General features: G+C 27.6%; 23 protein-coding genes. 21 read left to right on the forward strand and 2 right to left on the reverse strand.

Going from position 1 to position 23,829, the window contains the following annotated elements; all coding sequences use genetic code 11:
* Window positions 1-9: 9 nt before the first annotated feature.
* The 3 genes from HYG84_RS19735 to HYG84_RS19745 are packed head-to-tail and all read left to right on the forward strand — an operon-like array spanning window position 10 to window position 3,172.
* The gene (locus HYG84_RS19735; RefSeq protein ID WP_212382655.1) at window positions 10-870 is read left to right on the forward strand and encodes a hypothetical protein; all 861 of its coding nucleotides are present in this window, start codon (window positions 10-12) and stop codon (window positions 868-870) included.
* A gap of 20 nt (window positions 871-890) precedes the next feature.
* Window positions 891-1,541, forward strand: a complete 651-nt coding sequence (locus HYG84_RS19740) for a hypothetical protein (protein ID WP_212382656.1) — start codon at window positions 891-893, stop codon at window positions 1,539-1,541.
* Window positions 1,542-1,561: 20 nt separating this feature from the next.
* Window positions 1,562-3,172: a transglutaminase-like domain-containing protein gene (locus tag HYG84_RS19745; protein ID WP_212382657.1), complete on the forward strand. Its 1,611-nt coding sequence runs from the start codon at window positions 1,562-1,564 to the stop codon at window positions 3,170-3,172.
* Window positions 3,173-3,306: 134 nt separating this feature from the next.
* Here HYG84_RS19745 and HYG84_RS19750 read toward each other — a convergent pair whose 3' ends face one another.
* Window positions 3,307-3,567 carry a hypothetical protein gene (locus HYG84_RS19750; protein WP_212382658.1) on the reverse strand — a complete coding sequence of 87 codons (261 nt, stop codon included), beginning with the start codon at window positions 3,565-3,567 and terminating at the stop codon, window positions 3,307-3,309.
* 241 nt (window positions 3,568-3,808) lie between these two features.
* Between HYG84_RS19750 and HYG84_RS19755 the strand changes: the two genes are divergently transcribed.
* The 12 genes from HYG84_RS19755 (at window position 3,809) to HYG84_RS19810 (ending at window position 12,852) form a co-directional block, all read left to right on the forward strand.
* Window positions 3,809-4,333 carry a hypothetical protein gene (locus HYG84_RS19755; protein ID WP_212382660.1) on the forward strand — a complete coding sequence of 175 codons (525 nt, stop codon included), beginning with the start codon at window positions 3,809-3,811 and terminating at the stop codon, window positions 4,331-4,333.
* A gap of 5 nt (window positions 4,334-4,338) precedes the next feature.
* Window positions 4,339-5,715, forward strand: coding sequence for a hypothetical protein (locus HYG84_RS19760; protein WP_212382661.1), 1,377 nt, complete (start codon window positions 4,339-4,341; stop codon window positions 5,713-5,715).
* Between the two features lie 80 nt (window positions 5,716-5,795).
* Window positions 5,796-6,767, forward strand: coding sequence for an HD-GYP domain-containing protein (locus HYG84_RS19765; RefSeq protein WP_212382663.1), 972 nt, complete (start codon window positions 5,796-5,798; stop codon window positions 6,765-6,767).
* A gap of 129 nt (window positions 6,768-6,896) precedes the next feature.
* Window positions 6,897-7,223: an extracellular matrix/biofilm biosynthesis regulator RemA family protein gene (locus HYG84_RS19770; RefSeq protein ID WP_212382665.1), complete on the forward strand. Its 327-nt coding sequence runs from the start codon at window positions 6,897-6,899 to the stop codon at window positions 7,221-7,223.
* Window position 7,224: 1 nt separating this feature from the next.
* Window positions 7,225-7,527, forward strand: a complete 303-nt coding sequence (locus tag HYG84_RS19775) for an extracellular matrix/biofilm biosynthesis regulator RemA family protein (protein WP_212382667.1) — start codon at window positions 7,225-7,227, stop codon at window positions 7,525-7,527.
* A gap of 77 nt (window positions 7,528-7,604) precedes the next feature.
* A complete protein-coding gene (locus HYG84_RS19780) occupies window positions 7,605-7,952 on the forward strand; it encodes a hypothetical protein (protein WP_212382669.1) in 348 nt (115 codons plus the stop codon).
* Between the two features lie 154 nt (window positions 7,953-8,106).
* Window positions 8,107-8,961: a type II toxin-antitoxin system HicB family antitoxin gene (locus HYG84_RS19785; RefSeq protein WP_212382671.1), complete on the forward strand. Its 855-nt coding sequence runs from the start codon at window positions 8,107-8,109 to the stop codon at window positions 8,959-8,961.
* 64 nt (window positions 8,962-9,025) lie between these two features.
* Complete coding sequence (locus tag HYG84_RS19790; protein ID WP_212382678.1) at window positions 9,026-9,181, forward strand: hypothetical protein; 156 nt, start codon at window positions 9,026-9,028, stop codon at window positions 9,179-9,181.
* 161 nt (window positions 9,182-9,342) lie between these two features.
* Window positions 9,343-10,716: a LamG-like jellyroll fold domain-containing protein gene (locus HYG84_RS19795; RefSeq protein WP_212382681.1), complete on the forward strand. Its 1,374-nt coding sequence runs from the start codon at window positions 9,343-9,345 to the stop codon at window positions 10,714-10,716.
* Window positions 10,717-10,853: 137 nt separating this feature from the next.
* On the forward strand, window positions 10,854-11,555 hold the full coding sequence (locus HYG84_RS19800; protein WP_212382683.1) for an ATP-grasp domain-containing protein: 702 nt from the start codon (window positions 10,854-10,856) through the stop codon (window positions 11,553-11,555).
* A 108-nt stretch (window positions 11,556-11,663) separates the two neighbouring features.
* Entirely contained in the window at window positions 11,664-12,251 is a 588-nt protein-coding gene (locus tag HYG84_RS19805; RefSeq protein WP_212382684.1) for a deoxynucleoside kinase, read from the forward strand.
* A gap of 142 nt (window positions 12,252-12,393) precedes the next feature.
* Window positions 12,394-12,852 carry a chemotaxis protein CheX gene (locus HYG84_RS19810; protein WP_212382686.1) on the forward strand — a complete coding sequence of 153 codons (459 nt, stop codon included), beginning with the start codon at window positions 12,394-12,396 and terminating at the stop codon, window positions 12,850-12,852.
* An 80-nt stretch (window positions 12,853-12,932) separates the two neighbouring features.
* Here the strand turns inward: HYG84_RS19810 and HYG84_RS19815 are convergent, their stop codons facing one another.
* On the reverse strand, window positions 12,933-13,901 hold the full coding sequence (locus HYG84_RS19815) for a hypothetical protein (RefSeq protein ID WP_212382688.1): 969 nt from the start codon (window positions 13,899-13,901) through the stop codon (window positions 12,933-12,935).
* A 207-nt stretch (window positions 13,902-14,108) separates the two neighbouring features.
* Here HYG84_RS19815 and hflK point away from each other — a divergent pair, with 207 nt between their 5' ends.
* The 6 genes from hflK (at window position 14,109) to HYG84_RS19845 (ending at window position 23,734) form a co-directional block, all read left to right on the forward strand.
* Window positions 14,109-15,056: an FtsH protease activity modulator HflK gene (gene hflK / locus HYG84_RS19820; RefSeq protein ID WP_212382689.1), complete on the forward strand. Its 948-nt coding sequence runs from the start codon at window positions 14,109-14,111 to the stop codon at window positions 15,054-15,056.
* Window positions 15,056-16,054, forward strand: coding sequence for a protease modulator HflC (hflC, locus tag HYG84_RS19825; RefSeq protein ID WP_212382690.1), 999 nt, complete (start codon window positions 15,056-15,058; stop codon window positions 16,052-16,054). The genes hflK and hflC overlap by 1 nt, the downstream gene beginning before the upstream one ends.
* A 141-nt stretch (window positions 16,055-16,195) precedes the next feature.
* Window positions 16,196-17,191, forward strand: coding sequence for an HD domain-containing protein (locus HYG84_RS19830; RefSeq protein WP_212382691.1), 996 nt, complete (start codon window positions 16,196-16,198; stop codon window positions 17,189-17,191).
* A 120-nt stretch (window positions 17,192-17,311) separates the two neighbouring features.
* Window positions 17,312-19,408 (forward strand): hypothetical protein, encoded by a 2,097-nt coding sequence (locus HYG84_RS19835; RefSeq protein ID WP_212382693.1) that lies wholly within the window; start codon window positions 17,312-17,314, stop codon window positions 19,406-19,408.
* 22 nt (window positions 19,409-19,430) lie between these two features.
* On the forward strand, window positions 19,431-21,944 hold the full coding sequence (locus HYG84_RS19840) for a hypothetical protein (protein ID WP_212382695.1): 2,514 nt from the start codon (window positions 19,431-19,433) through the stop codon (window positions 21,942-21,944).
* 134 nt (window positions 21,945-22,078) lie between these two features.
* Entirely contained in the window at window positions 22,079-23,734 is a 1,656-nt protein-coding gene (locus HYG84_RS19845) for a DUF4127 family protein (RefSeq protein ID WP_212382697.1), read from the forward strand.
* Window positions 23,735-23,829: the final 95 nt, after the last annotated feature.

A 23,829-nucleotide genomic window follows, 5' to 3' on the forward strand; every position in this document is an offset into this window, starting at 1 on the left:
TGAGGGTTAATGAAGTTTGATCCAAAGTTTAAAAAATTTATCATAGGAGTCGGGATTTTCTCATTTGTAGGTTTTGGATATATGCTTTATTTTGATAATAGTTTTATTTCTAAATTTCCATATAAATATAGTAAAATTGTAGAAAAATCTAATGAAGTAACTAAAATGCAATCAGAAATCAATTTGTTAAAACAAAGGGTGGACGATTTAAAAAACAATATAAAATTAGAAACAGACAATTTGAATAATCAACCTCAATTGCAATCTGATGAAAAAAACGATCTTCTAATTCAAATCCCAAGAAGTGTAGACTATGCTTCACTATTACTATTTATAGAAGAACAGGCACTTTTAAATGATGTTGTGATCTCAAAACTTGATTTAAATAAACAAGTAAGTCAAAGCAATATTCAAGAACATCCTGTGAATGAAGAAATTTTACTGTCGGAAGAACATCAAATAAATAACACTGAAAATAAAATAAATAAAGAGCAAGAAGATGGCCAAGTTAACGATTTAGGAACAGAGCAGCCTAATGATCCCATTAGCAATAATCCATTAGATCAACATGGAATACAGCAAAAAAGGATTAAGTTAATTGTAATGGGTGATTATTTAAAGGTTGAGAAATTCGTTAAAAGTTTAAATATAGATATTGGAAACTTTAATTATATAGATAGTTTAATAATGAAAAGAGGGAATAGTGAAGTTATAGATTGGAATAACCTTCAAGTAGAAATCAAGCAATCTCAAAATGAAAGTGACTCTATGCAGGACGAGTTAATACAAAATGAAAGTAATAATGGAAATCCTATTGTTAAAAATATTATTGCAGATTTAAATATTGTTCTTAATTACAAAGAAAATTAGCAGATTGGAGGTTAACGAAAATGAAAAAGTTTAATTTTAAAAAAAATAAGAATAATGAATTTCAAGAACAAGTTCAAAATGAAAATTGTAATATTTCCAAGGATAAAATTATCGGTGTCAATAATGATTTACAAATTAAAGATTCTAACGAAGGGTGTTTATCTTTAAGTAGCGAGGATAGGGAGGAAAAAAAGAGGTCTAAGTCATCATCTGTATTGACACTTATAGTTTCAGGAATGCTTGTAATGGGTGTCGCAATGTATGGTTCATGTTATTACACTGCAAATAAAGATCAGGTTCTTTCATGGTTTAATCAAGATAAGTTCCAAAAAATAGACCACCAAAAAGAAAAGCCTCCTATAGACACGCATTATCCAATACATGATGATAGTGTAGATGATAATATGACGAATACGGATAAACAAATTCCACAAGAAAATGAATACGATACATCTAAACCTGATGATATCTTTGAAGAAATTGAGGATGTAAAAGATAATTTTGTTGGAAGAAAAGATTATGTCTATTCAAAGGATAATGTAGAACTTGCCAAAAAGTATAAACTTTATAAGGTAAATAAATCTAATCCTTTTTCAGAAATTTATACGCAAGAAGGCTACGATTATGAAAAATCCACTATTCTTCCAAATGAGAATATTACTAACGAATAGTTCTACAAGGAGGTGAAACTATGAAGAAATTTTTAACATGTATATTAATAGGATTAATAATATTTTCAAGCATTATACCAGTTTTTGCAGAAGATGTTACTAATCAACCTCTCAACACCTACACAGTAGAATATAAGCATATGATAACGAATAAATCAGATAAAACAATGAATATCGAAGTAGAACTAATGTCGCTACTTAATGATACAGCATCTTATTATTCATTACTAAAAGAGACTACAGTAAAAGGTTCTCACGTATATAAAGGGCAACACTCTGCATTTACTTATATATTTAAAAATGTAAATCCGAAACAAGAAACTACTTTAGAAAAAGAATATACAGTTAAACTTCTGCCAATTGATTATGCAGTAAACTCAAAGGATATTGAGAAAGGTGAATTGAAAGGATACAATATGTATTTAAATGAAGAACAATATATTTTAACCAATGATAAATTAATCAAACAAAAGGCTAAAGAAATAGTTGGAAATGAAGAAAACCCCTATAAAAAAGCAGAATTGATTTATAAGTATATTGTTAAAAATATGAAGTATAATAAAAAATCTCCAATTAATAATTCTGGATCATATAGTGCAATTCGAGATGTTTTAAGAGGAACTGAAAAGCAGTTAAATGAAGATATAAAAAAAGGATTAGTTTATAATGAAAAGACACAAAAATATGAGGAAAAAACTTTTAATCAACAGCAAGGTGGAATTTGCTTTGAGTATGCTACTTTGTTTGCAGCAATGCTTAGGTCAGAGGGTATTCCTGCTAGAGTACCAGTAGGTTTTGTGGTAACAAGTGATGAAGTTGTGAAACTTAAAAAAGTTGGATCTATTGATATAAGTGAAAATGCCCATGCTTGGGTTGAATTTTATATTGAACCTTATGGTTGGGTAATTGCAGATCCCACAATAACGGGAATTACAAATTCTACTCCTGATAATATAATTCTTCAAAACTTTGGAAAAACAAATAACTTTTATATAAAACAAGGATATTCTTATCCTTCTATGCAACACAAGGTTCCAGACAATGTAATCTATAATCATGAAGTAATATTAAAAGTGTATCAAGGAAATCAGCGTACGAATCAAGACAATGGATCAAATGTTGATATTGATGAAAATATGGATGATGATACTCAATCAAGAGAAGATGAAGAATATCCTTCTAATCAGGAGGTAATACAAGATGTGGATCTTTCAAAAGCGAAATTTCGGATTCTTAATAGAAAAAAAATCATGAATAATTATTATGAAAAAGTCCAAAGTACTCTCGACAAGGAAGGAATTTTATCATATATAGACAGTAATATAGTAAATAATGTTCAAATGACAAGGGGAGAGTCTGCTGCTATTATGTACGCAATTACAGAAGGAAAAGGAAAGTATAATGAAATAAAGTGGAAGGATATAGAGGGTCATTGGTCGGAGGACATGGCCAAAGAGTTATCAAAGCATAGAATTTTAATAGGATATAAGGACAATACCGTCAAACCTGATAAATATGTTAGTGAGGGAGATATTCAAATATTGGTTAAAAGGATATTTAATGAGAATATTTCACAGCCTATTTCTACATTGGTTAAGAATTTTATCCAGTTATTAAAGACTTTAATTTAAATAAACAAATAAAAGGACAGGTAAACCTGTCCTTTTATTTCTGTTTAAACTTAAATCGTTTTTTGAAATCCTATATTAAATAATTTTATTTAAGCAATTTTCCTTTCATGCAAGTCATCCTTTTACATTTAATATTATAAATATTTTTTACGCAAACAGAAGTTATTTAAGTTTTTATTAAAATCAAAAATATTTATAGTAGTTTGCTCTTTTGAAATTTTATTATATAAAGTACAAGTACCGTCGGAACCTATTTTTTCTATGGTTCCAAGACATTGACCAATACGAGTTTCAGTAATTATACCAGAATCATTTGATATTTTTTCTAAAGTATAAATCACTTTTCCTAAATTTAGTTTATTTATCTTTATTAACTGCTCTGTGGATAGCATCATTGTTTAATTCCTCCATTAAAATAAAAATCAATCTTTATTGTAAGAGAGGTACCTTGTATAGAATATGTATTATAGCAAAACTCATGTATCGTTAAAAATAACTAAGGTAGAGAATGTTTTGTGGCGACAAAAAAGATTTAATTTGATTGTTTTTTAATATTAAAATTTAATTATATATATTTGAAATGCAAGGGTTTATCAATATAATATTAATTACTTTTAAAGCGAGAGGGGGATAAATATGGTTTATATAGAAAACCTAGATAATTATGATTTAATAAATGACTATGCGATTTTTGTTAAAGATACAGAAATTAAATTTGTGATAAAAAAATTTAGCCAACCTGTTATAATTCCTATTGAAGAACTAAGTACATTTATGACAACTTTTTTAATTAAAGAAGAAGTAGTAAATTGGATATCAAGAAATATTGTAGAACTTAATAAACATCAAAATATTTTAAACAAACTTTTAATACAGATTTCTACATCTGATATCGTTTGTTATGGACTTTGTGATGGTTCTTATAAATATGAAATTGAAGGAAAGAAACATAAGATTGATATTTACCAAGATGATATAGGTTCGTTGATTCAAATTAAGGATAAGAAAAATAGATTAATAACAAGAATATCATTAAGTGATAAAAAGGTGATTACGGCAACATTAAGAAACGAAGATGACGATACGGAATTAGTAATGTTAAATCCTAGACTTAGAAAGAAATCCTCTATATCTCTAAAAGAATTAAATGATAGGGGTTGATTGTTATGAAACATACCAAGATTTTGTCATTAATAATTTTACTTATATTATTAATTTCACTGATGCCTACTCAAATCTTTGCTAGTAATAATCCTATTATAGACATGAGTTATACAGAATACAGGCAATTAGATGAAATAATTCAAAGAATAAGTTATATAAGTCACAATCAAAGAATTATGAAATATCGAATTCTATCTAAATGGGATATATATACTCCTAGTGAACAGGAAAGATATGAAGATGTTAAAGAATATATTAACTATGCAAAAGATCAACTTTCTATTATTGATTTATATAAGTATAAGTCAAAGTCAGCAGAAAAAATTAATACTGTTTTAAATCAATATAGAAAAGACTTGGATAATATACAAAACAATTATAATAGTCTATATGCTAAAGATGCAGATGCGTTGATTTATATTGGAAAGAAAACTGAAGTATCAAATCTAATAAATTTTTATCAAGAGTTTAAGGATACGAAAATAAAACTCCTATACGATAAATATATTTATCAAAATAACAATAGGGTAGCAATAAAAAAAATTAAAGAGGGTAGTGCTAATGAAAAAAAGGAAGGAATAGAAGAACTACAAAACACTATTGCTGAATTAAAAAAGATAAGGGATAATAATGATAATTTTAAAGTCATTAGAGGGTATGCAGAGGAACTTATAATAGATTATACAGCAATAATCAATGGAAAGGAGCCTGACATATTAAGACATGTTAGTGCAGATAAACTAAGGATAGAAACTTTGATATCAATTGCACAAGTAAATGATAAGGCCAGAGAATTCGGAATGTATTCTGCAAAATTTACCAATTTTTTAGACTTTCCAACTAAAGAGTTAGCATTAGAAGTGAAATCTAACCAGTTAAACAAAATGGTAGAAGTAATGCATACGTCTAAAGTCAAGACACCAGAAACTATTAAACTTAAAAATTTACATTATGATTTAGTTTATTCTATTGCAAATTATAAAAATAAAAAATCAAATGGAATTGATGAGGCTTGGCAAAAGTTTTTCTTACATTATGATTTTTTATCTATATATTTCAATGATATCTATACAGAATTTGGGGCAAATATCACTCCTGAAGTTGTGCAAAATGAAATTTCATCATTTCACTCTAATCTATCTTTTATAAGTTTAAATCCTGATAAATATATGAATAGACTTACATTTAAACCAGAATATAAAGAGGATATTACTGAATATAGAAAACTAGCAATAAGTGATGGAAATGTTTTATTGAAGTTTGTCCCATACGCATTAATCTTTATATTTTTATTAATAGCAGGATTTATAGTTATAAAGGCTATAAGTGCAAACAAAAATCGAGATGATTACTATGATAATTATAATGATTACTATTAACTTAGTAATCATTATTTGCATTTTTGTATGTTATGTTATAAAAGGTAAACTTTTAAGATAATAACAGGAGGAAAAATATAATGCGATTAGCAAAATTAAATGAAAGTCTATCAAATCATAAATTGGCTACGGCTATAAAATCTAAGGATGGAAAAAAATTAATAAACGAAGGTGCGGTGCTTTCAGATAAAGTTATCGAAAGATTGATTAATAGTGGACTTAATACAGTTTATATTGAAGATGAAAATATTGATATAGAGTTACAGGGAACTTTAGATAGTGATAAAATGGCTGCTATTTTTATTAAACTACAAGAGGTATATGAAGCAGCCTCAAAAGATGAGTTTAATAATTATAAATTTAACAATTTTATAAGGAATGAATTATTGCCAGAAATAAAAAATGAACCTATTAGCATTACTGTTGGTCAAGTGATGGATAAAGATGATATTATTCAACATTCCATTAATGTTGCTTTACTTTCAGTAAAAACAGCAATTACACTAGGTATTAATCGAGATAAAATAGAATATCTGGCTATAGCATCTCTGATGCATGATATAGGGAAAATATTAAAACAAAAGAATGAAAAATTGAAAAAAGAATTATATGAGGAAATAGGATTTGAATTTCTAAAAAGGAAACAAACCTCTGCCCTTGTGTATATGACTGTGAAATTTCAAAGTGAATTCTTTGATGGAAATGGATTATTTAAGATGGAAGGAAAAAAGCAAAATGAATTAATTAAAATATTGAGTATTTGTGATTACTATGAAAATTTATTAAGAACAACAGAGTTAATGCCTCATGAATGTTTTGAAAAGGTGCAATCCTTAGTAAATACTAGATTTGATCCTGAAATTTTTGATGCATTTAGAAAATCACTTTATATTTACCCTATGGGACTACCTGTTAGACTAAATAATGGTGTCGAGGGAGTTGTTTATATTCAAAACAAATCCTATCCTTTAAGGCCAATTATTAAAACCAAAAATATGTACTATAATTTGCTTGAAAATTTATCTTTGTTTATTGAACAAGTTACGCTTTAGATATAATTTTGTTGTTTTATAAAAAAGACTTGATTTAAATAAAACTATGTTCGTATAATGCATTTAAATTTAATTAAACCGAACTAAATCTAAAAACACAGTAAATGCATATAGAAAGGATGTGGTTTTATGTTAGAACCATTACTAGAGATTGGATTTGGAAACTTTATATTTCCTGCAAGAGTAACTGTAATATTGAATCCAGATTCTCAACCGACAAAAAGATTAATTAAAGATTCAAAAGAACAAAATAGATGTTTTGATGTTAGACAAGGTAAGAAAACTAGAGCAGTTCTAGTTCTTGATACTGGAGAAGTTGTTTTATCTGCCATTGATACTAAGACAATTAGAAATAGATATTTAAGATATGCTGATAAGGTGAATGGGATAACTCAAAGCGAAAAAGAAAAGTCGAACGAGGGAACACAAAGTAAAGAAAAAAACAGAGGTAATTGATATGATAGGGAACAGCAAGTTTAAGGCGTTAATAAGTATAGGCTTTGACTACTTCATAGATAAAGAAAACATAATAGCAATATTGAATCCTAATTTTTTACAAACAGCAGAAAGTTTCCCAAAATATAATGAATATATTGAAACACAATCTGATAAAAAAACAAGGAGTCTTATATATTGTAAAGGGGGCTATTTAATAGCCTCTCCAATAGACTCTAAAACTATTAAAAAAAGATATCAAGAATTTCAAGATCGAATTAATGGAATATCAGATGATAAGAACATTTATATTAAATTAACATAGACAGTAAATATATTTGACTTTATCCAAGGATGGTCAATATAATGGTACGAATAATTATATAGAAGGAGATATGATATATGTTATCAACAAGCAGATTGCTAATTAGTCTAGGCATTTCAGCAATTATTTACATTCTATTTGATTATATTAAGTACAAGTATCATAATAATATTATAAACAAGATTAATGCATGTGTTCTTCAGTCTATAATGATGTACTTTAACGATATGGATATAGAAATTGAAGAAGTGCCTAAGTTTAATAATTTTATAAACATGAGACTTAGAGATAATAAATTGGAAGAATATATAAAAGACATGAAAGTAAAACATATTGATTCAAAGAAAGTTAGTGTATCATATGACTTCAAAAGAGGAGAAGATACTTACCAAAATATTTCTTTTGATATAAGAAAAAATAATTAAAATTCATAGAGAGATATTTTAAAGAGCCTATCGAGTAAACCGATAGGTTTTTTAATTTGTACTAAAAACTATCATTGTTTTTAGAATAACAAAAAATATGTGTTATGTTAAAAATGCATTAATAATATGAATTTCCTTAAAGGAAGTGTTAAAGATGAAAAGTTTACAGAATAAAAAGTTTACGGTTTTAGGAATAGATGCATCTTTAACTGGCACAGGTTTATGTCTTATAAATAGTGATTTTTTAAAGGGAGAGAAGCCTAAGACGCTAACTCTTACTAATAACTTAAAAGGAATTCCAAGGATACTCTTTATAGAGAATCAAATAAGGGATTGGGCTAAAGATGCTGATTTAATTGTTATAGAAAATTATGCTTATGAAAAAAAATACAATAGAGAGGCTTTGGCTGAATTGCAGGGAGTTATAAAAAGACGATTATACATAATGGATAAGGATCTGTTAATTGTAAATACCCAAAAGGCTAAAAAAATTCTTACTGGTAACGGAATTAAACCTAAAAAATTTAAAGAGTTAAATACAAAAGAGTGGACTATCTTAGGGGCCAAGGATAATTATGGTATTGATTTTGCAAATAAAGATAATGAATGTGACGCATTTGGGTTAGCACTTATTGGACTTTTTTATTTGATTTATCAAGACGAGCCTAGCCTGATTGAAGAATACAAACTTCCTAAAAAAGTTATAAGGGAGATAGTAAATCCAAAAGAAAAGAAGAAAAAGAAAACTATTCATTATTATTATAACTTACCTTATAAAATTGAGGTTAGTAAAAATGAAGAAGGAAACTATCTCGCTTATTGTCCTGCCCTTGATTATGCATGGGAAGGTAATACACCTCAACAGGCTTTTGCAAATGCGATAAATGGTAAGAAAACTAGAATTAAGGAATTGAAAAAAAATAAAGTCAGATTTAAAACAGCACAAAAATATTTAGGCGGAATTTCTTATATTACTGAAAGAAATAAAACTAAAAAAAGTTGTCTATAAATTGAAATTCAACATTTTATCAATACAATCTATATCAAACTAATAAATGAAGGAGATGTTCTAAATGGAAAAAAGCAAAATTCTTACTTGTGATTGTAGAGATTATATTTTTAGAAATGGAGACTTGATCTGCAAAAAGTGTAAAAAACCAATGCAGTCTCAAAAGAAGCCAATTACATCTAAAGGTTTAAGACATAAAAGTGGAATGTATGGCAAATAACAACTAAACAAATTTAAAATATATCTAATAAAAGCATTGCTAAATTTGGCATTGCTTTTTTCTTATTATAAGTCTTTAAATATCATAATTTCTTTTCTTGATTTCTTATACATGACTGATTAAAATATATTTCGATTTTAAAAAGAAAGGAGAGAAATAAGATGTCTAAAATAATAAAAAACAAAGCATTTACAATTGTAGAGTTAATTGTAGTAATTTTGGTGTTAGGACTGTTGACAGGGTTGGCACTACCAAAATTAATAAATCTAAAGAGAGATACTGATATAGCAACACTTTACAAAGACATAGATAGTTTAGAAACAGCGATTGTATTATATAATACACATAAAGATTCATTACCAATTGGAGATAAGATAACTCCATCTGAAGAACTTTTAAAAACAGTCACATCTGTTGGAGACAGTGGAAATGAGTTATATAAAATAGATATTTCAAAATCAAAAGAATACCATACTAGACTAAAACATGGAAAAAATAGGGGAGAAGATGACTTCTTTGTTTATTCAAAAGATAGTAGTAGAGTATTTTATGCTAAAGGATTAGAAGATGCTGATGGGGAACTAATCTTTGGATATATGGGAGATATTAGAAATGTGGCCATTGGAGAGACATATCTTTCTACTAATTCGGTGAATAAGGTAGAGATTACTTCAGTAATCATGACCGGGGAAGTTCCTATAAATGAAGAAATAACTGTTACGATTAATGACTCTCCAGTTTACGTAACTTATGAGAATATATCTTTCGATTATGATATAAAAAACATTTATGCTGCTGAAACTAAATATAAAAGATTTAAAGCAGATATAAATTTAAGTAATAATAAAATAAATGATATTAAAATTAAAACAAAAAGTAAAGTTCAAATCTATAAAGTAGTTGTTGATAACAATAACCCTGAAGTTGTAGTTCCTGATGGAATTGTTGGTAAATTTACTTTTGAAGGGAACCAAATAGTAAATGAAATTAATAGTAAAACATATATAGGAAGTGGAATTGATTTTGTTCCGGGAAAGGTTGGTAGCGGAATTCAAATAAATGGTGGACAGATAAAAATTCCTAATGCTGATTTAGACATAAATAGTTCAACAGAATATGTTACTGTATCTTATATTATGAAGTGGAATGGAGAACTTTCAGCAATGCCCATTGGTTTTAATAGATATGATAATTATATATACGTCGGAGAGTTTGGGTTTAATACACACAATTCGGATGTATATGGTATAAACAATCCATTAAGCACATCAGAATATAAACATGTTGTAATTATATTTAAAAAAGGCAATTATAGACTGAACTCAATTTATATAGATGGTATTAAACAAAACTTAAGCCAAAAAAGAGGTTCTATGACTGCAAGCCGGGCAAGTTTTGGTGATGCTTTTCATATAAGTGGATGGGGTTATAGTGGAGATTATCGTTTGAGTGGATCTATAATGGATGAAGTGTATATTTGGAATAGAGCCTTAACGGATGTAGAAGTAGAAAGTTTATACAATTCTTTAAAATAAGATCTCTATTGAGGTCTTTTTTATATCAAAACCTATTTTGTATGTTATTTTAAAGAAAAATATATAATGGAAATTATGTGTAACTATAATATATAGAAAAGATTAATGAATTGATAGAGATAAAGGGGAGATTTATTATGAAAACTTTTTTAATACAAACAATAGGAGGTAATATAAAACATGATTTTTGCTTTCAACTAATTGAAGCGGTGAATTTCATTAATTGGTATAATGGAGAGAAAGTTTATAATGTAATATTAAGTGACTATATTAATTATAGGGAGTGCATTCCAGTAGGAAGTTTAGAATTTGTGTTCGATTATATAGAGAAGTTTTTTAGAAAGGATAGAAAGTCTATAAAGCCAATAAATATTCCTGATGAATTATTTATACCAAAATATTTAAAAAGAGACTGTTGTATAAAAGATAAGAAAAATATAATTATTGATAGGCCTGTATTTATAAAGTCTATGGATGCATATAAATCTTTCACAGAAATTATAAATGATAAAAACAATATTCCAGAAGGAAGGTATCTTGTTTCTGAAGTAATTGATATTGAAAGTGAGTGGAGAGGATTTGTCCTTAATGGGAAATTGGTAGGTTTAAATAATTATCTTGGGGATTTTACCCTTTTCCCAGATATATTGCTGATTAAAGAAATGATTAACTCTTACAAAAACTGTCCTCCTTCCTATACTATAGATGTAGGAGTGAATCAATCGGGCACATTTATTATAGAAGTACATCCTTTTGTATCTTGTGGGTTATATGGTTTTAGGGGAAAATTTCTGCCTACTATGTTCAATCAGGCATTTAATTACATAATCAATAATTAAAAAGATATAGACAATATATATTGAAAAATATGATATAAATAGATTATTATTTGTAATAAAAATATGGTCTTAATTAGGTTATTAAAGAAATTTAAAGGAGGGCATATTATGTTAAATATAGATTGGAAACAATGGTGGAAGCGTCAGATGATTGAATTACCTGAAACTTTTCCAAAAGTAATTATAGAAGGTGGGGATGGCGTAGGAAAGTCAACAATTGAGAAAATTCTTACGGAGATTATGAAACATACTTTTGTACTTCATACATCTGCACCGCCAAAAGGAAATGATAAATATTACTATTATAACATTCTTCTGAAGATGTTTGATCTAGTCAGTTTATTAAATCAACCTGTTATTATTGATAGATACCATATTGGAGAATTAACATATGGCTCTATATTTAGACCTGAAACAGTAGATAGTGAGACTGAAATAAATATGTATGAATTAGAAAATCTACTTATAAGGGAGAACTTCAAAATCATCTATATTACAGCAGATGTTGACACAGTAGTTGAAAGAATAGAAAAAAGAGGGGATTGGTATATTCAATCCTCTGATATAGAAATAATATTAAAAGAGTATGAAAAAAATATTAATAAAAGTAAACTACCGGTATACATTTTAGACACAACGAAAGACATTTTAGAAAAAGATATTCTAGATATTATTAAGTTTATATATGAACTCTAATAATACAAGAGATAATTTACTAATAAAAAATCTTATATGAGAGTAAGTTCTTATATAAGATTTTTTTATGCAATAATTTGATTCTTATAAAGTATTTCTTATTATATATTATGTTAAAAATATAGATTGGGGGTAATATATAATGAAGGTAGAACATATTAATCCATTTGTTAAAGCAAGCACAGACATTTTATCTCAAATGGCAGGTCTTACATGTAAATTAGGCAAAATATATATTAAAAACGAGACATTTAATGCACCAGATGTATCTATTCTTATTGGAATTACAGGTGATTTAAAAGGTAGAGCAGTATTAAATATGAATAAATTACTAGGACTTAAAATTGCATCTCATATGATGGGTGGAATAGATATTCAAGCATTCGATGAAATTTCAAGAAGTGCTTTAGCAGAAATAGGGAACATGATTATGGGTAATTCTGCAACACATCTTTCTAGTGAGGGGACAATTATTGACATTACTCCACCAACAATAATATTTGGAGACTCTTTGCTAATACATACTTCAGACAGTAAGCCGATCACGATACCCCTTGAATCTCAACATGGTAAGATAGAGTTAGATATTGCAGTCTCTTAATCAAAGATGAAACTCCTCTAAATACATAGAGGAGTTATAATTTTTAATTTAAATGATAGCAAAACTCCAATTAAGGGGTTTTAACTTACTTTATAGTCAGGATTTAATGACTCAAATCGTTCTTTAAACTGCTTGATTACCTTTTGATATTCAACGAATACTCCTTTAACATCAACATTGTCTTTTATCCAGTTAAAATATCCTAGATCATTAAAAAACAAATCCTTAACACTAATGCCATCATTATATTTATTTGTTTTGATGATAAAATTTGCTAGTTTAGGATCCACTTCAATATATTCTGTCCTATTAGATAAAAGATTATTTCCTGAAAGAGAGTTTTTAGGAGAGCCATATTCTTGGGATCTTCCAAATGTCTGCATCTCAGTAATTCTAAGTTGAATAACTCTTTTCAGTGCATCATAAACCTTTGATGCTTGGTCTATGTCATTCTTTAAGTTGTAATAAACTCTATTTTTAATAATAGTGGTGAATATTGAAATCATAGAATTATATTCAGCAGCACGAAGCCTTTCCTTTTCTGTACCACCCTGAATTTCTAAGATTTTTTCGGTAATATTAAATTCTTTCATATGCTGTGTCATTTCCATATCTAATGCTCTATCATCCATATACTCCTGAATAAAAAACATTTCAACAGGTATAGATATTACAAAATTTTCTAGTTCTTCATTGGTTAGTTTTCTTTTAAACTCTACACTTTTAACTTTACCATCTTCAATCTTAAAATCAGGTCTCACTCCTTCTCTAATTAAAAGAATCATGCTTGCTAATTTTTGCTTATATTTTCCGGTTAAGTTATCAACTGCTTCTTTTAAAACCTTATAGTATTGATTATGTTTTCCAAATTCTTTATTTAGTTTATCTCTCAAATCCTCGTCACTAATAGGTTTAGTAGTCAGTATAATCAAATTGTTTTTCTTACCTTTTGCAGATGTGGATTTTTCTGATACAACTTCATTTTCATTGGGCATATTTTTGTCAACTGTTTTATCTGAATCTTGTGCTGTTGTATTAGCAGTAGTCATAGATGAATACCTCCTTAAATGCTTTTTATAGTTTTAAGATAACACATAAATTTAATTAGAAACCTATATATAGAATTGTGTCGGGATTATATAGTTTTATCAAAGATAAAATCAAATAATTTAAAATTTATGAATGTATCTTAATAAAAAATAGTGTGTGTTATGTTAAAGCAGAATAAAAATAAGACAAAAAGGGGTTGATGTAGTTTGAAAAGGCTAATTAAATTTATTCCAATTATACTTATTGGTTTGATTCTAATTCCAAACATGGTGTATACACTTGATTCTGGAGAAGAAGCATTAGTTCTAAGATTCGGGGAATATGCAACAACAGTGAAAAAAGCAGGAATCAACTTCAAATTTCCATTTGCAGACAAAATATATCCTGCAAAGATGTCTGAAGTTAGAAGACTAGAGTTTGGATTTAGAACTACTGATGGTGGAAGTTCAAGATATCCTGCACAGTATGAAGATGCTCCACAGGAGTCATTAATGCTTACTGGGGATGAGAATTTAGTACATGTTGATCTTTCGATTCAATATCAAATTGTAAATTTAAAGGATTTTATGTTTAATGTAGATAATCCTGTTGAAACATTAAGGCTTATTTCAGAATCAATTATAAGAAGAAGTGTAGCCAATAATACTCTTGATGATGTCCTAACAGATAATAAATTTGCTATACAGCAAGAAATAAAATCAGATATTCAAAATGTTGTTGATGAGTATGGTTTGGGTATGGTGATAAATGGAGTAAACTTACAAGATGTATACCCTCCAATAGAAACTGATGATGCATTTAAAGATATTGCTAGAGCCAAACTAGATAAAGAGTCTAAAATTAATGAGGCTTTAGGATATGAAAATGATGTGTTGCCTACTGCAAGAGGAGATGCACAGAAAATGATTAAGAGTGCAGAAGGATATAAGGAAGATAGAATTGAGAGAGCAAAAGGTGACGTTGCTAATTTTGAGGCTATATTAGAGAAGTACAACTTAGGAAAATCTGTGACAAGAACAAGAATGTACCTTGAAACATTAGAAGAAATTCTACCTGACATGGATCTTTATATAGTTGATGATAAATCTGGCGAAACTGTAAAGTTCTTACCATTAACTGATAATGTGGTTCTTCCAAAAGGAGGTAGCAACTAATGAATAATTTTAATAACATTGATTCTCAACAATTAAAGAAAATGGTTTTAAATAAATTAAAAGAGAAAGCCAAAGTTTATGGAATAGTAGCAGGTGTAATTGTTGTTAGTTTAATTGGTTTCAATCTATTTACCTATACAGTCAATGAAGTAAACCAAGCCGTTGTAACTAGGTTTGGTGAAGTGGTTAGGATTGTTGTGGATGAAAAAACAGTTGAAATAACGGAAGAAATTAATGGTGATTCTAAATTTAAAAATGTAAAAATTATAGAGGGAAAGGGTTTGCATCTTAAATGGCCATTTATTGAGCATGTAGAAAAATATCCGAATAGACTACTTACTTACGATGCATCTCCGAGAGAGGTGACTACCTCTGATAAAAAGAAAGTTGTACTTGATAATAATGCACACTGGAGAATAGTTAACCCTCTAGCATTTAGAGTATCGGTAGAAAACATTAATAGTGCTAACACAAAGTTAGATGATATTATTTATTCAAGACTAAATGAAAAAATCGGTCTTACAGATGGGACAACTCTAATTTCTGATAAGGAATATATATATGAAATGCTTAATGCTACAAAAGATATTGCTAATGAAGATGTGAAAAAGTTTGGAATTAAAATTGAAGATATTAAGATTAAAAAAACGGATTTACCGCAAGAAAACAATCAAAACATTTTTAACAGAATGATTACCGAAAGACAAAAGATGGCTAAAAAGTTTCGCTCTGAAGGTGAGGAAGAATCAAAAAAAATAAAGGCAGAGGCAGATAAACAAGTAACAATTATTAAGGCACAAGCATATAAAGAAGCCGAAAAAACCAGAGGTGAAGGCGATGCAGAGGCTTTAAGAATTTATGCTAATGCATATAACAAAGATCCAGAGTTTTATGAATTTTACAGAACACTAACAGCCTATAAATCAACTTTAAAAGATAATAAATTAGTAATTGGCTCTGATTCTCCATTCTTGAAATATCTTTTAGGAAATAGATAATTTTAAACCCCCATGATGCACAATGGGGGTTTTGTTTTGTATGTTATGTTAAAAGTGGATCACCTAAATTACTTGATAAAGGCTGGAATTTTATATGATAATAACAAAAAATCTTTTTATGAAATCTAGGGAGGTATTTAAATGAAAGTAGTTTTTTATATAAAAGATTATCTATTAAAACAAGAGGCAAATAATTTGTCGAAATTTGCATGTTTAAGCAAAAATGCCACTAGAGTAAAGGAAGATATTAATGGTTTTCAACTTCCTTTCACGATTGATATACAGAGGATCATTAATTCAAAATCATTTAGGCGATTAAAACATAAAACACAAGTGTTTTTAAATCCAAGGGGAGATCATTATAGAACTCGGCTTACACATACTCTTGAAGTTGTGGAAACTGCTAAATTCATTGCAAGATATTTAAGATTAAATGAAGATTTAACGGCTGCTATCGGGTATGGACATGATATTGGTCACAGTCCATTTTCACACGCAGGAGAGGCAGCACTAGAGGAATATTTTGGATCTAATTATTCTCATAATAAACAAAGTCTTAGAGTTGCAGATGTTGTTGAAAATATGAATCTCACCAATCAGGTAAGGGATGGGATACTTAATCATACGGGTAAAATAAAACCTATGACATTAGAAGGCCAAATTGTAAAAATAGCAGATCGTATTGCTTATCTACATCATGATATTGATGATGCTATTAGAGGAAAAATTATTACTTATGATGATATTCCAACACATCTTCGAGAACTATTTAATTCAATTGAAGATGTGTCAATAGTTCTTTCTCTAGACATAATTGAATCTAGTTTAGGCAAAGATGAAATAAAAATGTCACGAGACATTGAAAACGCTATGTTAGAACTTAGAAGTTATATGTTTGAAACTATATATGAGAGAGAGTCTTCAAAGCGGGAAGTCAAGAAGGCAAAAGATATTGTTATTTCCCTTACAGAATATTATTTGAAGCACCCTGAAAAAATGCCAGAAAAGTACTTGCAATTACTTGAGAGTTATTCTAAAGAAACAGCAGTTATAGATTTTATATCAGGAATGACTGATGTATATGCAATTGCTAAATTTGAGGAAATATTTATACCTCAAAGATATGATATTTTGTAAAAATTTAAAAGGTGCAACTAAAAGTTGCACTTTTTTACTTGAAATAATATAGCCTTTTCTTTGATAATGACATCATTAAATTTACTAAGGTATTAACTAAAACTATAGGAGGTATTCAATATGATGGAAAATATATTAGTGAAAATGTTTAAGGAAATTTTACTAAGAAAAAAATACTTTGAAGTATTGGATAGAACTTTAAATAAAGAATTATTAGAGAACATAGTGGCTTTTCATAACTATGCAAATGAGGATAAATTAAAATTTAAATCTTTAATACAAATTGACAACATAGTAGAAAAAGGCAAGAATTTTGCTGAAAACAATAATCTTCTATATATGGGTGAGTTACTTGAAAGATTTAATCAAAGAAACATAATAAGAGATACTAAAGATCTGTTCACTTTAGTATTTACAGTAGGAAATTTGAATAAATTTACTGATTTAGATATTGTAGATGATCAACGTGAAATATACAGAAAAAATGTCCTTTCACTGATTAAAGATAATCCAGATGTATTAACAATTAGCAGTTTTATCATGAATTTAACTGATGATGAAAAAGGATTTGGATTGCTTAAATTAGGAGATGATAAGTTTTTTGAACTAGATTACTTTAAATTGCTTGTAATGCTAAAAGAATCATTAATTAAGAACAATTCCTTAGAAGAAGTTTTATTAGGAATTAATTTTTATATTACAGAGATAGAAGAATTAAAATATTTTATTGACGGACATACAAATTTTGAAAGCGTTCAACCAATAAAAGATATTATAGAGACCATGGTTAACGATGTAGAATGTATATTGGTTCCTGCCCTCAATAACAATATTATAGATATAGAGGAAAATGTAGAGATTTATTCTGTATTGGTTAATATGTATGAGAGAATTGGTTCTCCGAAATCTAAAGACTTTAAAACTAAATATTTTTCTGGATTTTTAAGTTCAGTGAGTAATCTTAAATTAAAAGAAATAACGGACTCAGAAGTAGAGAAGATACAGAGGTTTTTAAAACTATCAAATGAGCAAATTAGATTCTTGAATTATTATATGGGTTTTTATAACGATTATAGCCGAATACGAAAAAAGATTACTGGTCCCGGATATGTTAGACTTGCTACTGAAATGGCTAAAGTTTATTTAGAAAAATATGATGTATTACCTGAAACTATAAAAGACCATTTAATAAAATTAAGTGAATATGAAAATTTAGAAGATAACATTTTATGTTGGATTTTTAGACATGTAAATATGTCAAATTCATATGAAAACTTTAAATTGATACTAGAACTTGCTAGAAAAGAATTTAAAGATTTAAATTTTGCATGTGGAAGGGAACATAAATATATTCTTGAGAACCCAGATTATATGAAAATTATGAGAAAAGATGAACTTAGAACGATTCTTATAGATGTACTAGGAATTTTAAATGATAAAAATGAATTTGAATTATTTATGCAAAAAGCCAATGATTTTAATATTGATCTTTTAGATAATTATTCAGTTTTTGAGAATATGATTAAATTTAAGATGTTTGATATTTATGATTTTTTAAATATAAATAGCAGAGAATGTATATTTGAAAACACATTTAAATATATCGAAAAAGAGTTTTCAGATACTGAATATGCAAAGTATCTTATAAGATTAAGTGATACAGTTAAAATGTATGATATGAATGATCTATTTTACAGTAAGATCAACTATATAATAGATAAAAGTAATGAACTTGAAGAACATTTAATAAAAAAGTTATATGAATTACAAGATGCTGCGTGTTTTACATTAAGGCCAGAATCATATGATGTTTTAATTTATAAAAATCTTCAAGATGAAAAATATCTTAAAATAATGAAAATTTCGGATGATGAAAGAGATATATTACTTCGGAAGTTTATTGAGTATAGTCTATTAGATCACGACATTAGAGAAAATATCAGAAAATCTTTTATGACTGAAGAAGAAAAGGAAAGAGAACGAATACAAAAGAAAATTAGTCAGATTCAGAATTGTGATTCTTTATGGTCGCTTAAACGTTATACGCAAGAAAGTGATTATCAAAACAAAGAAATTAGCATAGCAATTCGTGAACGTTTATGTACCTTTAAAGAACATAGTTCTTACTCTCTGGAAATAATTAAAGAACTTATTGATTCGCATATTTTGGACAAGGAGCAGTTATTTGGACTATTTCAAAACATGAAAATTGCTTAATTTGAAAGGAGAAAACTTTGACATGAATACTTTAGTTGCAAATATAGAAAACAAGTTAAATATATTAGGGCAGGTAAGAAAATTAGATATAGCGAATAGGGTGTTAAAGAACATAGAACCAGAAAGATTAAGCAAGATCTTTGAACTGGGGAATAGAGATTATCATCGTTCTATTCAGCCACATCTACTTAAAAGCGATAAAATATTTAATGTATTCAATTCAGAGAATACAGAACTAAAAGATGCATATATATACTTCATTAACAATGATGAAGAAAATATATCCTTATCTAATATTGACCAATATAAAGATGATTTTGTTTTAAAACTTTACAAGATCAAAGAGGAACTAATTGATAAAGCCAAGGAAAATACTTATAGATACAATGATTCTTATCGAATTTCTAGGGGAATGAAAAAGTCTATGATGGAACTCTTGGATTATTCTCTTACTAATAATGTATCCATAGAAGAATTACAAAACATGTATAAAACAATGTACACACTTATTTATAATTATGAATATGGAAGTTATCAGGATATGAAAAATGAAGATCGTGAAATGTTTTGTGAGTTTATAAAACATTCTTTCGTAAGTTTGTATGGTAATAATATTATTGATCTATTTAAAGAAATTAAAGGAAAGACTGAAACAATTAAACTTTTTAATTTTATTGGAGAATATAATATAGTTGCTAATGATTTTAATGTAGAACAGCCGAGTGATATATTAGAAGTTTTAAAAAGTATTGAAGATAGATTGCATAGTGATGATTTTAAAAGGGTTATGGGAATAGTATTTGAGAGAGAAGTTTTAAATAAAGAACTTAAAATGTTAAATTATAAAATTGAGAAAGGACAAGATTACTCATCAATTTATAATTATATGGATTATATAAAATTTCTATATAAAGATCAATATGAAGATTTATTTAATGAGTTTAACTATATACTTAGTCGTTCTTCTAATAAGCAAAACGATTTTATTATATATTGTGTTAGAAATAGAAAAAAAGCATTTATTAAATTAATGCTTGAAGAAAAAGATACTTTCAATAAATTGTATGATACTTGTATATTGTTTTCCAACGACTTTAGAAATTATATAAATATTAATACCTTAAATAAGGATAACTTAATAGATATATCTTCAGTATCTTCTAATGAGGACGTATTTAAAAGGATATCCAAAGGAGAAACAATTACTTTCAATGAATATAAGATACTAAGTGGTTGTAGTGCCTTTGTTATAGATATATATTTTGTCTTAGATATGAGAATTGATGATAAATTAAAACTTATTTCTGAACTTGTTGGCATTAATGAAAAAAATCTTAAAATGCCTGAACTTTCTTTAGAAGAAAAAGTCCAAAGGGTTAAGAGTCTGTTAGAGCAAAAACCTCTATCTAAATGGATAAACGATGATCTTGCTCACATTAAAAGATGTAAAAGATCAAGATATCTTCAAATACTTCTTAATAAAGATGTATTTAGAAGATTTATTCCAGAAATAAAAGAGGAGAATGACATTGATTTTTTAATGGATAATAGAAACACCCCTTTTATGAACATGAAGGATTTAAAAGATGCTAAACATGCATATTATAAAGATTCAGAAGAATTAATCTCACTTTTAAACAGAATGGGGCTTTCAGATAGTTTTATAGAAGATAATAAAGATGGAATTTGCAAATTCGCCTCCGAAGGATTAATTAGAGTAGTGGACACTCTTTATGATTGTGTTAATTCCGCACAAAAAAGAAACTTAATGTTATTGACAAAGGCTTATATGGCAGAACAATTTGAAAAAGTAAAATTCTTTAATGATGATCTTGATATTGAAATTGGTATTCAGACTACTGATAAAGTAAAAGATGAATGGAAGAAGAATATTAAAAAAGATATCAATAATGAATACTACTGTGAAGAAACATATGATTTTAAAACCACTTTAAAAATGGGGGAAAACCCAACTTCAACTTGTATGAACTGGAGAAGTGGTTCATATAATAATTGTCTTCTTTCTAACTTCGATACAAACAAAAAACTGCTTGTTGCAGGTAATAGTGATGGATTAGTTGCGAGAGCCGTTATAAGACTTACCAAAGGAATTGAAAACCTAGAAAACTATAATTATACTCAAGGGAAACTAACCTTTAAAGATATTGAAAAAATTGAAGAATATAATAATGAGATGGTTATAGAACAGAAAGAACAATTAATATTATTTGTAGAAAGACCTTATATTAAAGGGGTATCTGATAAAATCAAAAAGAGGATTTTAAAAACCTTTGTAAAGATCGCAATGGAAAAGGCGAAGCATATTAATGCTTTAGTGGTTGTAGCAAATAGTTATTATGATTCAATATTAGACAAGCAGGGATTAGGATGTACATCACTTGAATTTAAAGTTTACAGTGTTTTTATCTCATATTCTAAAAATGGTATGCAATATATTGACTCATTTAATGGTAGAACTGGACCTGAAAATGAGGGGCATTACGTAACTGATAAATTGCATATTATTGAACCATAATAGTATTTATAATTTTAAGAACTGCTCAAAACGCAGTTCTTATTTTATTTTATTAAAAATAGATGTTCAAATTTGAATATCCTCTTGTTATTTGTAAAATATGTAATCTAAATAACAATTGAGGAGGACTATGAATGAAGAAATGTGTAGTGATTGGAATTTTAACTCTATGTTTGTTTTTAACTTTATTTACTATACCGAATAATGGAAACAATGATTTTGGTAATGAAATTATTGATAATAAAAATGCAAGAGATATAAGTATAAATAAATATATGGAGGGCTTTAAAAATCAATACAAAAATCCAATGAATATAATGTTGGTACCACTTGATAATAGACCTTCTAGTACATATTATGGGGAAAAGATAGGAAGGATATCTAGGATAAATATATTAATGCCACCAGTAAAAATTATTGGTGGTAAAACAACAAGAGGGAATGTAGAGGAAATTGAGAAATGGGTTAGAGAAAATGCAAATAAAGTAGATTCTTTTATCATATCGGCAACAATGCTAAATCATGGAGGCTTAATGCACTCAAGAAATTATACTGACGATTACTATGACTCAAAGGTTTATGATTTTCAGTTAATTAAAGATATTAAAACACAATATCCTGAAAAGAAAATATACTTATATGATACAATTCAAAGACTTGCAGGTTCAGTATGGACTATTGATGATATAAATAATTATAAAAATATTCTTGAGTGGGCTGAATTAATAGATAAAGCGGATAACTTTGATGATCAAAGAGCAAAAGAAAGAATAAAATTTTTAAAAAGTGTAATATCAAAAGAATACTTAAATAAATATAATATTCAAAGAAAATTAAATCACGATCTAAAACTTAAAATGATCGAACTTGCTGAAGATGGATATGTTGACTATATAATTTACTCACAAGAAGATGCAGCAGAGTATGGCCTACACAGACTTGAACAAGAAGAATTAAAAAACAAAATTAAAACGTCAGGAGTAGAAGATAAAGTAAAAATTACCTGTGGTGCTGATGAGATTCATATGAATTTAATAAACTTAGTTATACATGAAAAATATAATACAAATTCAACATTTAAAATTAACTATAGTGATGATAGCAAGAAAGATTTTGTTGCTACATTTGAAGATAGACCACTAGAGCAAACAGTAAAAGAACATGTGGAATGGTTTGGAGGTAAAATTGTAGAAGATAACGCAGAAATTGAGTTTTATATTTACACCCCGGTAGAAAAAATGAGAATGGATATGTTCATTTCAGATATTACAAGGGCATTAGAAGAAGGTAAGAGTGTTGCAATTATTGACATATCATATCATGATGATAAAATACTTTTTATGAAGTCACTTGATGAAAAAATAGACTTATCGAAATTAGCAACATACAGTAGTTGGAATACTGTCTCTAATATGGTCGGCATTGGAGTTAGTCATGCGGTATCATATAATAATTTAAAAAATATAAAACATAACACTCGTGAATTAGAAGTGCATTTTAATTTTTTATATGAAAGATTGATAAGAGACTATATATATGATGCAATTGTTAGGCCAGAAATAATAGATATACTACTTTCAAATGGTATAGACCAATACAATATTGAAAATGAAAATTTAGAAGAAGTTGAACAATCTATTACAAAAAAAGTAAACTTTTATGAAGAAAAATTATTAGGTGATTTTCATAATGGCAAAGTGGATTATAAGGTTAAAAATATTACTTTGCCATGGCAAAGAATGTTTGATATAAAGGTAGAAGTAGCCAATAATAAAAATAAGTTTAAATAATGTATTGAATTTAATAAAAATACTTGATTTAATGATATTCTTGCTATATAACGTACAAGTCATCTTGATATTGCTTTGAGTTTAATTAAGGGCTT

Source organism: Alkaliphilus sp. B6464 (genome assembly GCF_018141165.1).
Lineage (GTDB): Bacteria > Bacillota > Clostridia > Peptostreptococcales > Natronincolaceae > Alkaliphilus_B.

What these genes read in the sequence shown, in the direction of transcription:
- HYG84_RS19750 (WP_212382658.1), bottom strand. Translation starts at nt 3,567, where the DNA reads ATGATGCTATCCACAGAGCAGTTAATAAAGATAAATAAACTAAATTTA.
- HYG84_RS19835 (WP_212382693.1), top strand. Translation starts at nt 17,312, where the DNA reads ATGATGGAAAATATATTAGTGAAAATGTTTAAGGAAATTTTACTAAGA.
- HYG84_RS19760 (WP_212382661.1), top strand. Translation starts at nt 4,339, where the DNA reads ATGAAACATACCAAGATTTTGTCATTAATAATTTTACTTATATTATTA.
- HYG84_RS19785 (WP_212382671.1), top strand. Translation starts at nt 8,107, where the DNA reads ATGAAAAGTTTACAGAATAAAAAGTTTACGGTTTTAGGAATAGATGCA.
- HYG84_RS19790 (WP_212382678.1), top strand. Translation starts at nt 9,026, where the DNA reads ATGGAAAAAAGCAAAATTCTTACTTGTGATTGTAGAGATTATATTTTT.
- HYG84_RS19830 (WP_212382691.1), top strand. Translation starts at nt 16,196, where the DNA reads ATGAAAGTAGTTTTTTATATAAAAGATTATCTATTAAAACAAGAGGCA.
- HYG84_RS19740 (WP_212382656.1), top strand. Translation starts at nt 891, where the DNA reads ATGAAAAAGTTTAATTTTAAAAAAAATAAGAATAATGAATTTCAAGAA.
- HYG84_RS19770 (WP_212382665.1), top strand. Translation starts at nt 6,897, where the DNA reads ATGTTAGAACCATTACTAGAGATTGGATTTGGAAACTTTATATTTCCT.
- HYG84_RS19755 (WP_212382660.1), top strand. Translation starts at nt 3,809, where the DNA reads ATGGTTTATATAGAAAACCTAGATAATTATGATTTAATAAATGACTAT.
- HYG84_RS19735 (WP_212382655.1), top strand. Translation starts at nt 10, where the DNA reads ATGAAGTTTGATCCAAAGTTTAAAAAATTTATCATAGGAGTCGGGATT.
- HYG84_RS19765 (WP_212382663.1), top strand. Translation starts at nt 5,796, where the DNA reads ATGCGATTAGCAAAATTAAATGAAAGTCTATCAAATCATAAATTGGCT.
- HYG84_RS19780 (WP_212382669.1), top strand. Translation starts at nt 7,605, where the DNA reads ATGTTATCAACAAGCAGATTGCTAATTAGTCTAGGCATTTCAGCAATT.
- HYG84_RS19795 (WP_212382681.1), top strand. Translation starts at nt 9,343, where the DNA reads ATGTCTAAAATAATAAAAAACAAAGCATTTACAATTGTAGAGTTAATT.
- HYG84_RS19815 (WP_212382688.1), bottom strand. Translation starts at nt 13,901, where the DNA reads ATGACTACTGCTAATACAACAGCACAAGATTCAGATAAAACAGTTGAC.
- HYG84_RS19775 (WP_212382667.1), top strand. Translation starts at nt 7,225, where the DNA reads ATGATAGGGAACAGCAAGTTTAAGGCGTTAATAAGTATAGGCTTTGAC.
- HYG84_RS19800 (WP_212382683.1), top strand. Translation starts at nt 10,854, where the DNA reads ATGAAAACTTTTTTAATACAAACAATAGGAGGTAATATAAAACATGAT.
- HYG84_RS19745 (WP_212382657.1), top strand. Translation starts at nt 1,562, where the DNA reads ATGAAGAAATTTTTAACATGTATATTAATAGGATTAATAATATTTTCA.
- HYG84_RS19805 (WP_212382684.1), top strand. Translation starts at nt 11,664, where the DNA reads ATGTTAAATATAGATTGGAAACAATGGTGGAAGCGTCAGATGATTGAA.
- hflC (WP_212382690.1), top strand. Translation starts at nt 15,056, where the DNA reads ATGAATAATTTTAATAACATTGATTCTCAACAATTAAAGAAAATGGTT.
- HYG84_RS19845 (WP_212382697.1), top strand. Translation starts at nt 22,079, where the DNA reads ATGAAGAAATGTGTAGTGATTGGAATTTTAACTCTATGTTTGTTTTTA.
- HYG84_RS19810 (WP_212382686.1), top strand. Translation starts at nt 12,394, where the DNA reads ATGAAGGTAGAACATATTAATCCATTTGTTAAAGCAAGCACAGACATT.
- HYG84_RS19840 (WP_212382695.1), top strand. Translation starts at nt 19,431, where the DNA reads ATGAATACTTTAGTTGCAAATATAGAAAACAAGTTAAATATATTAGGG.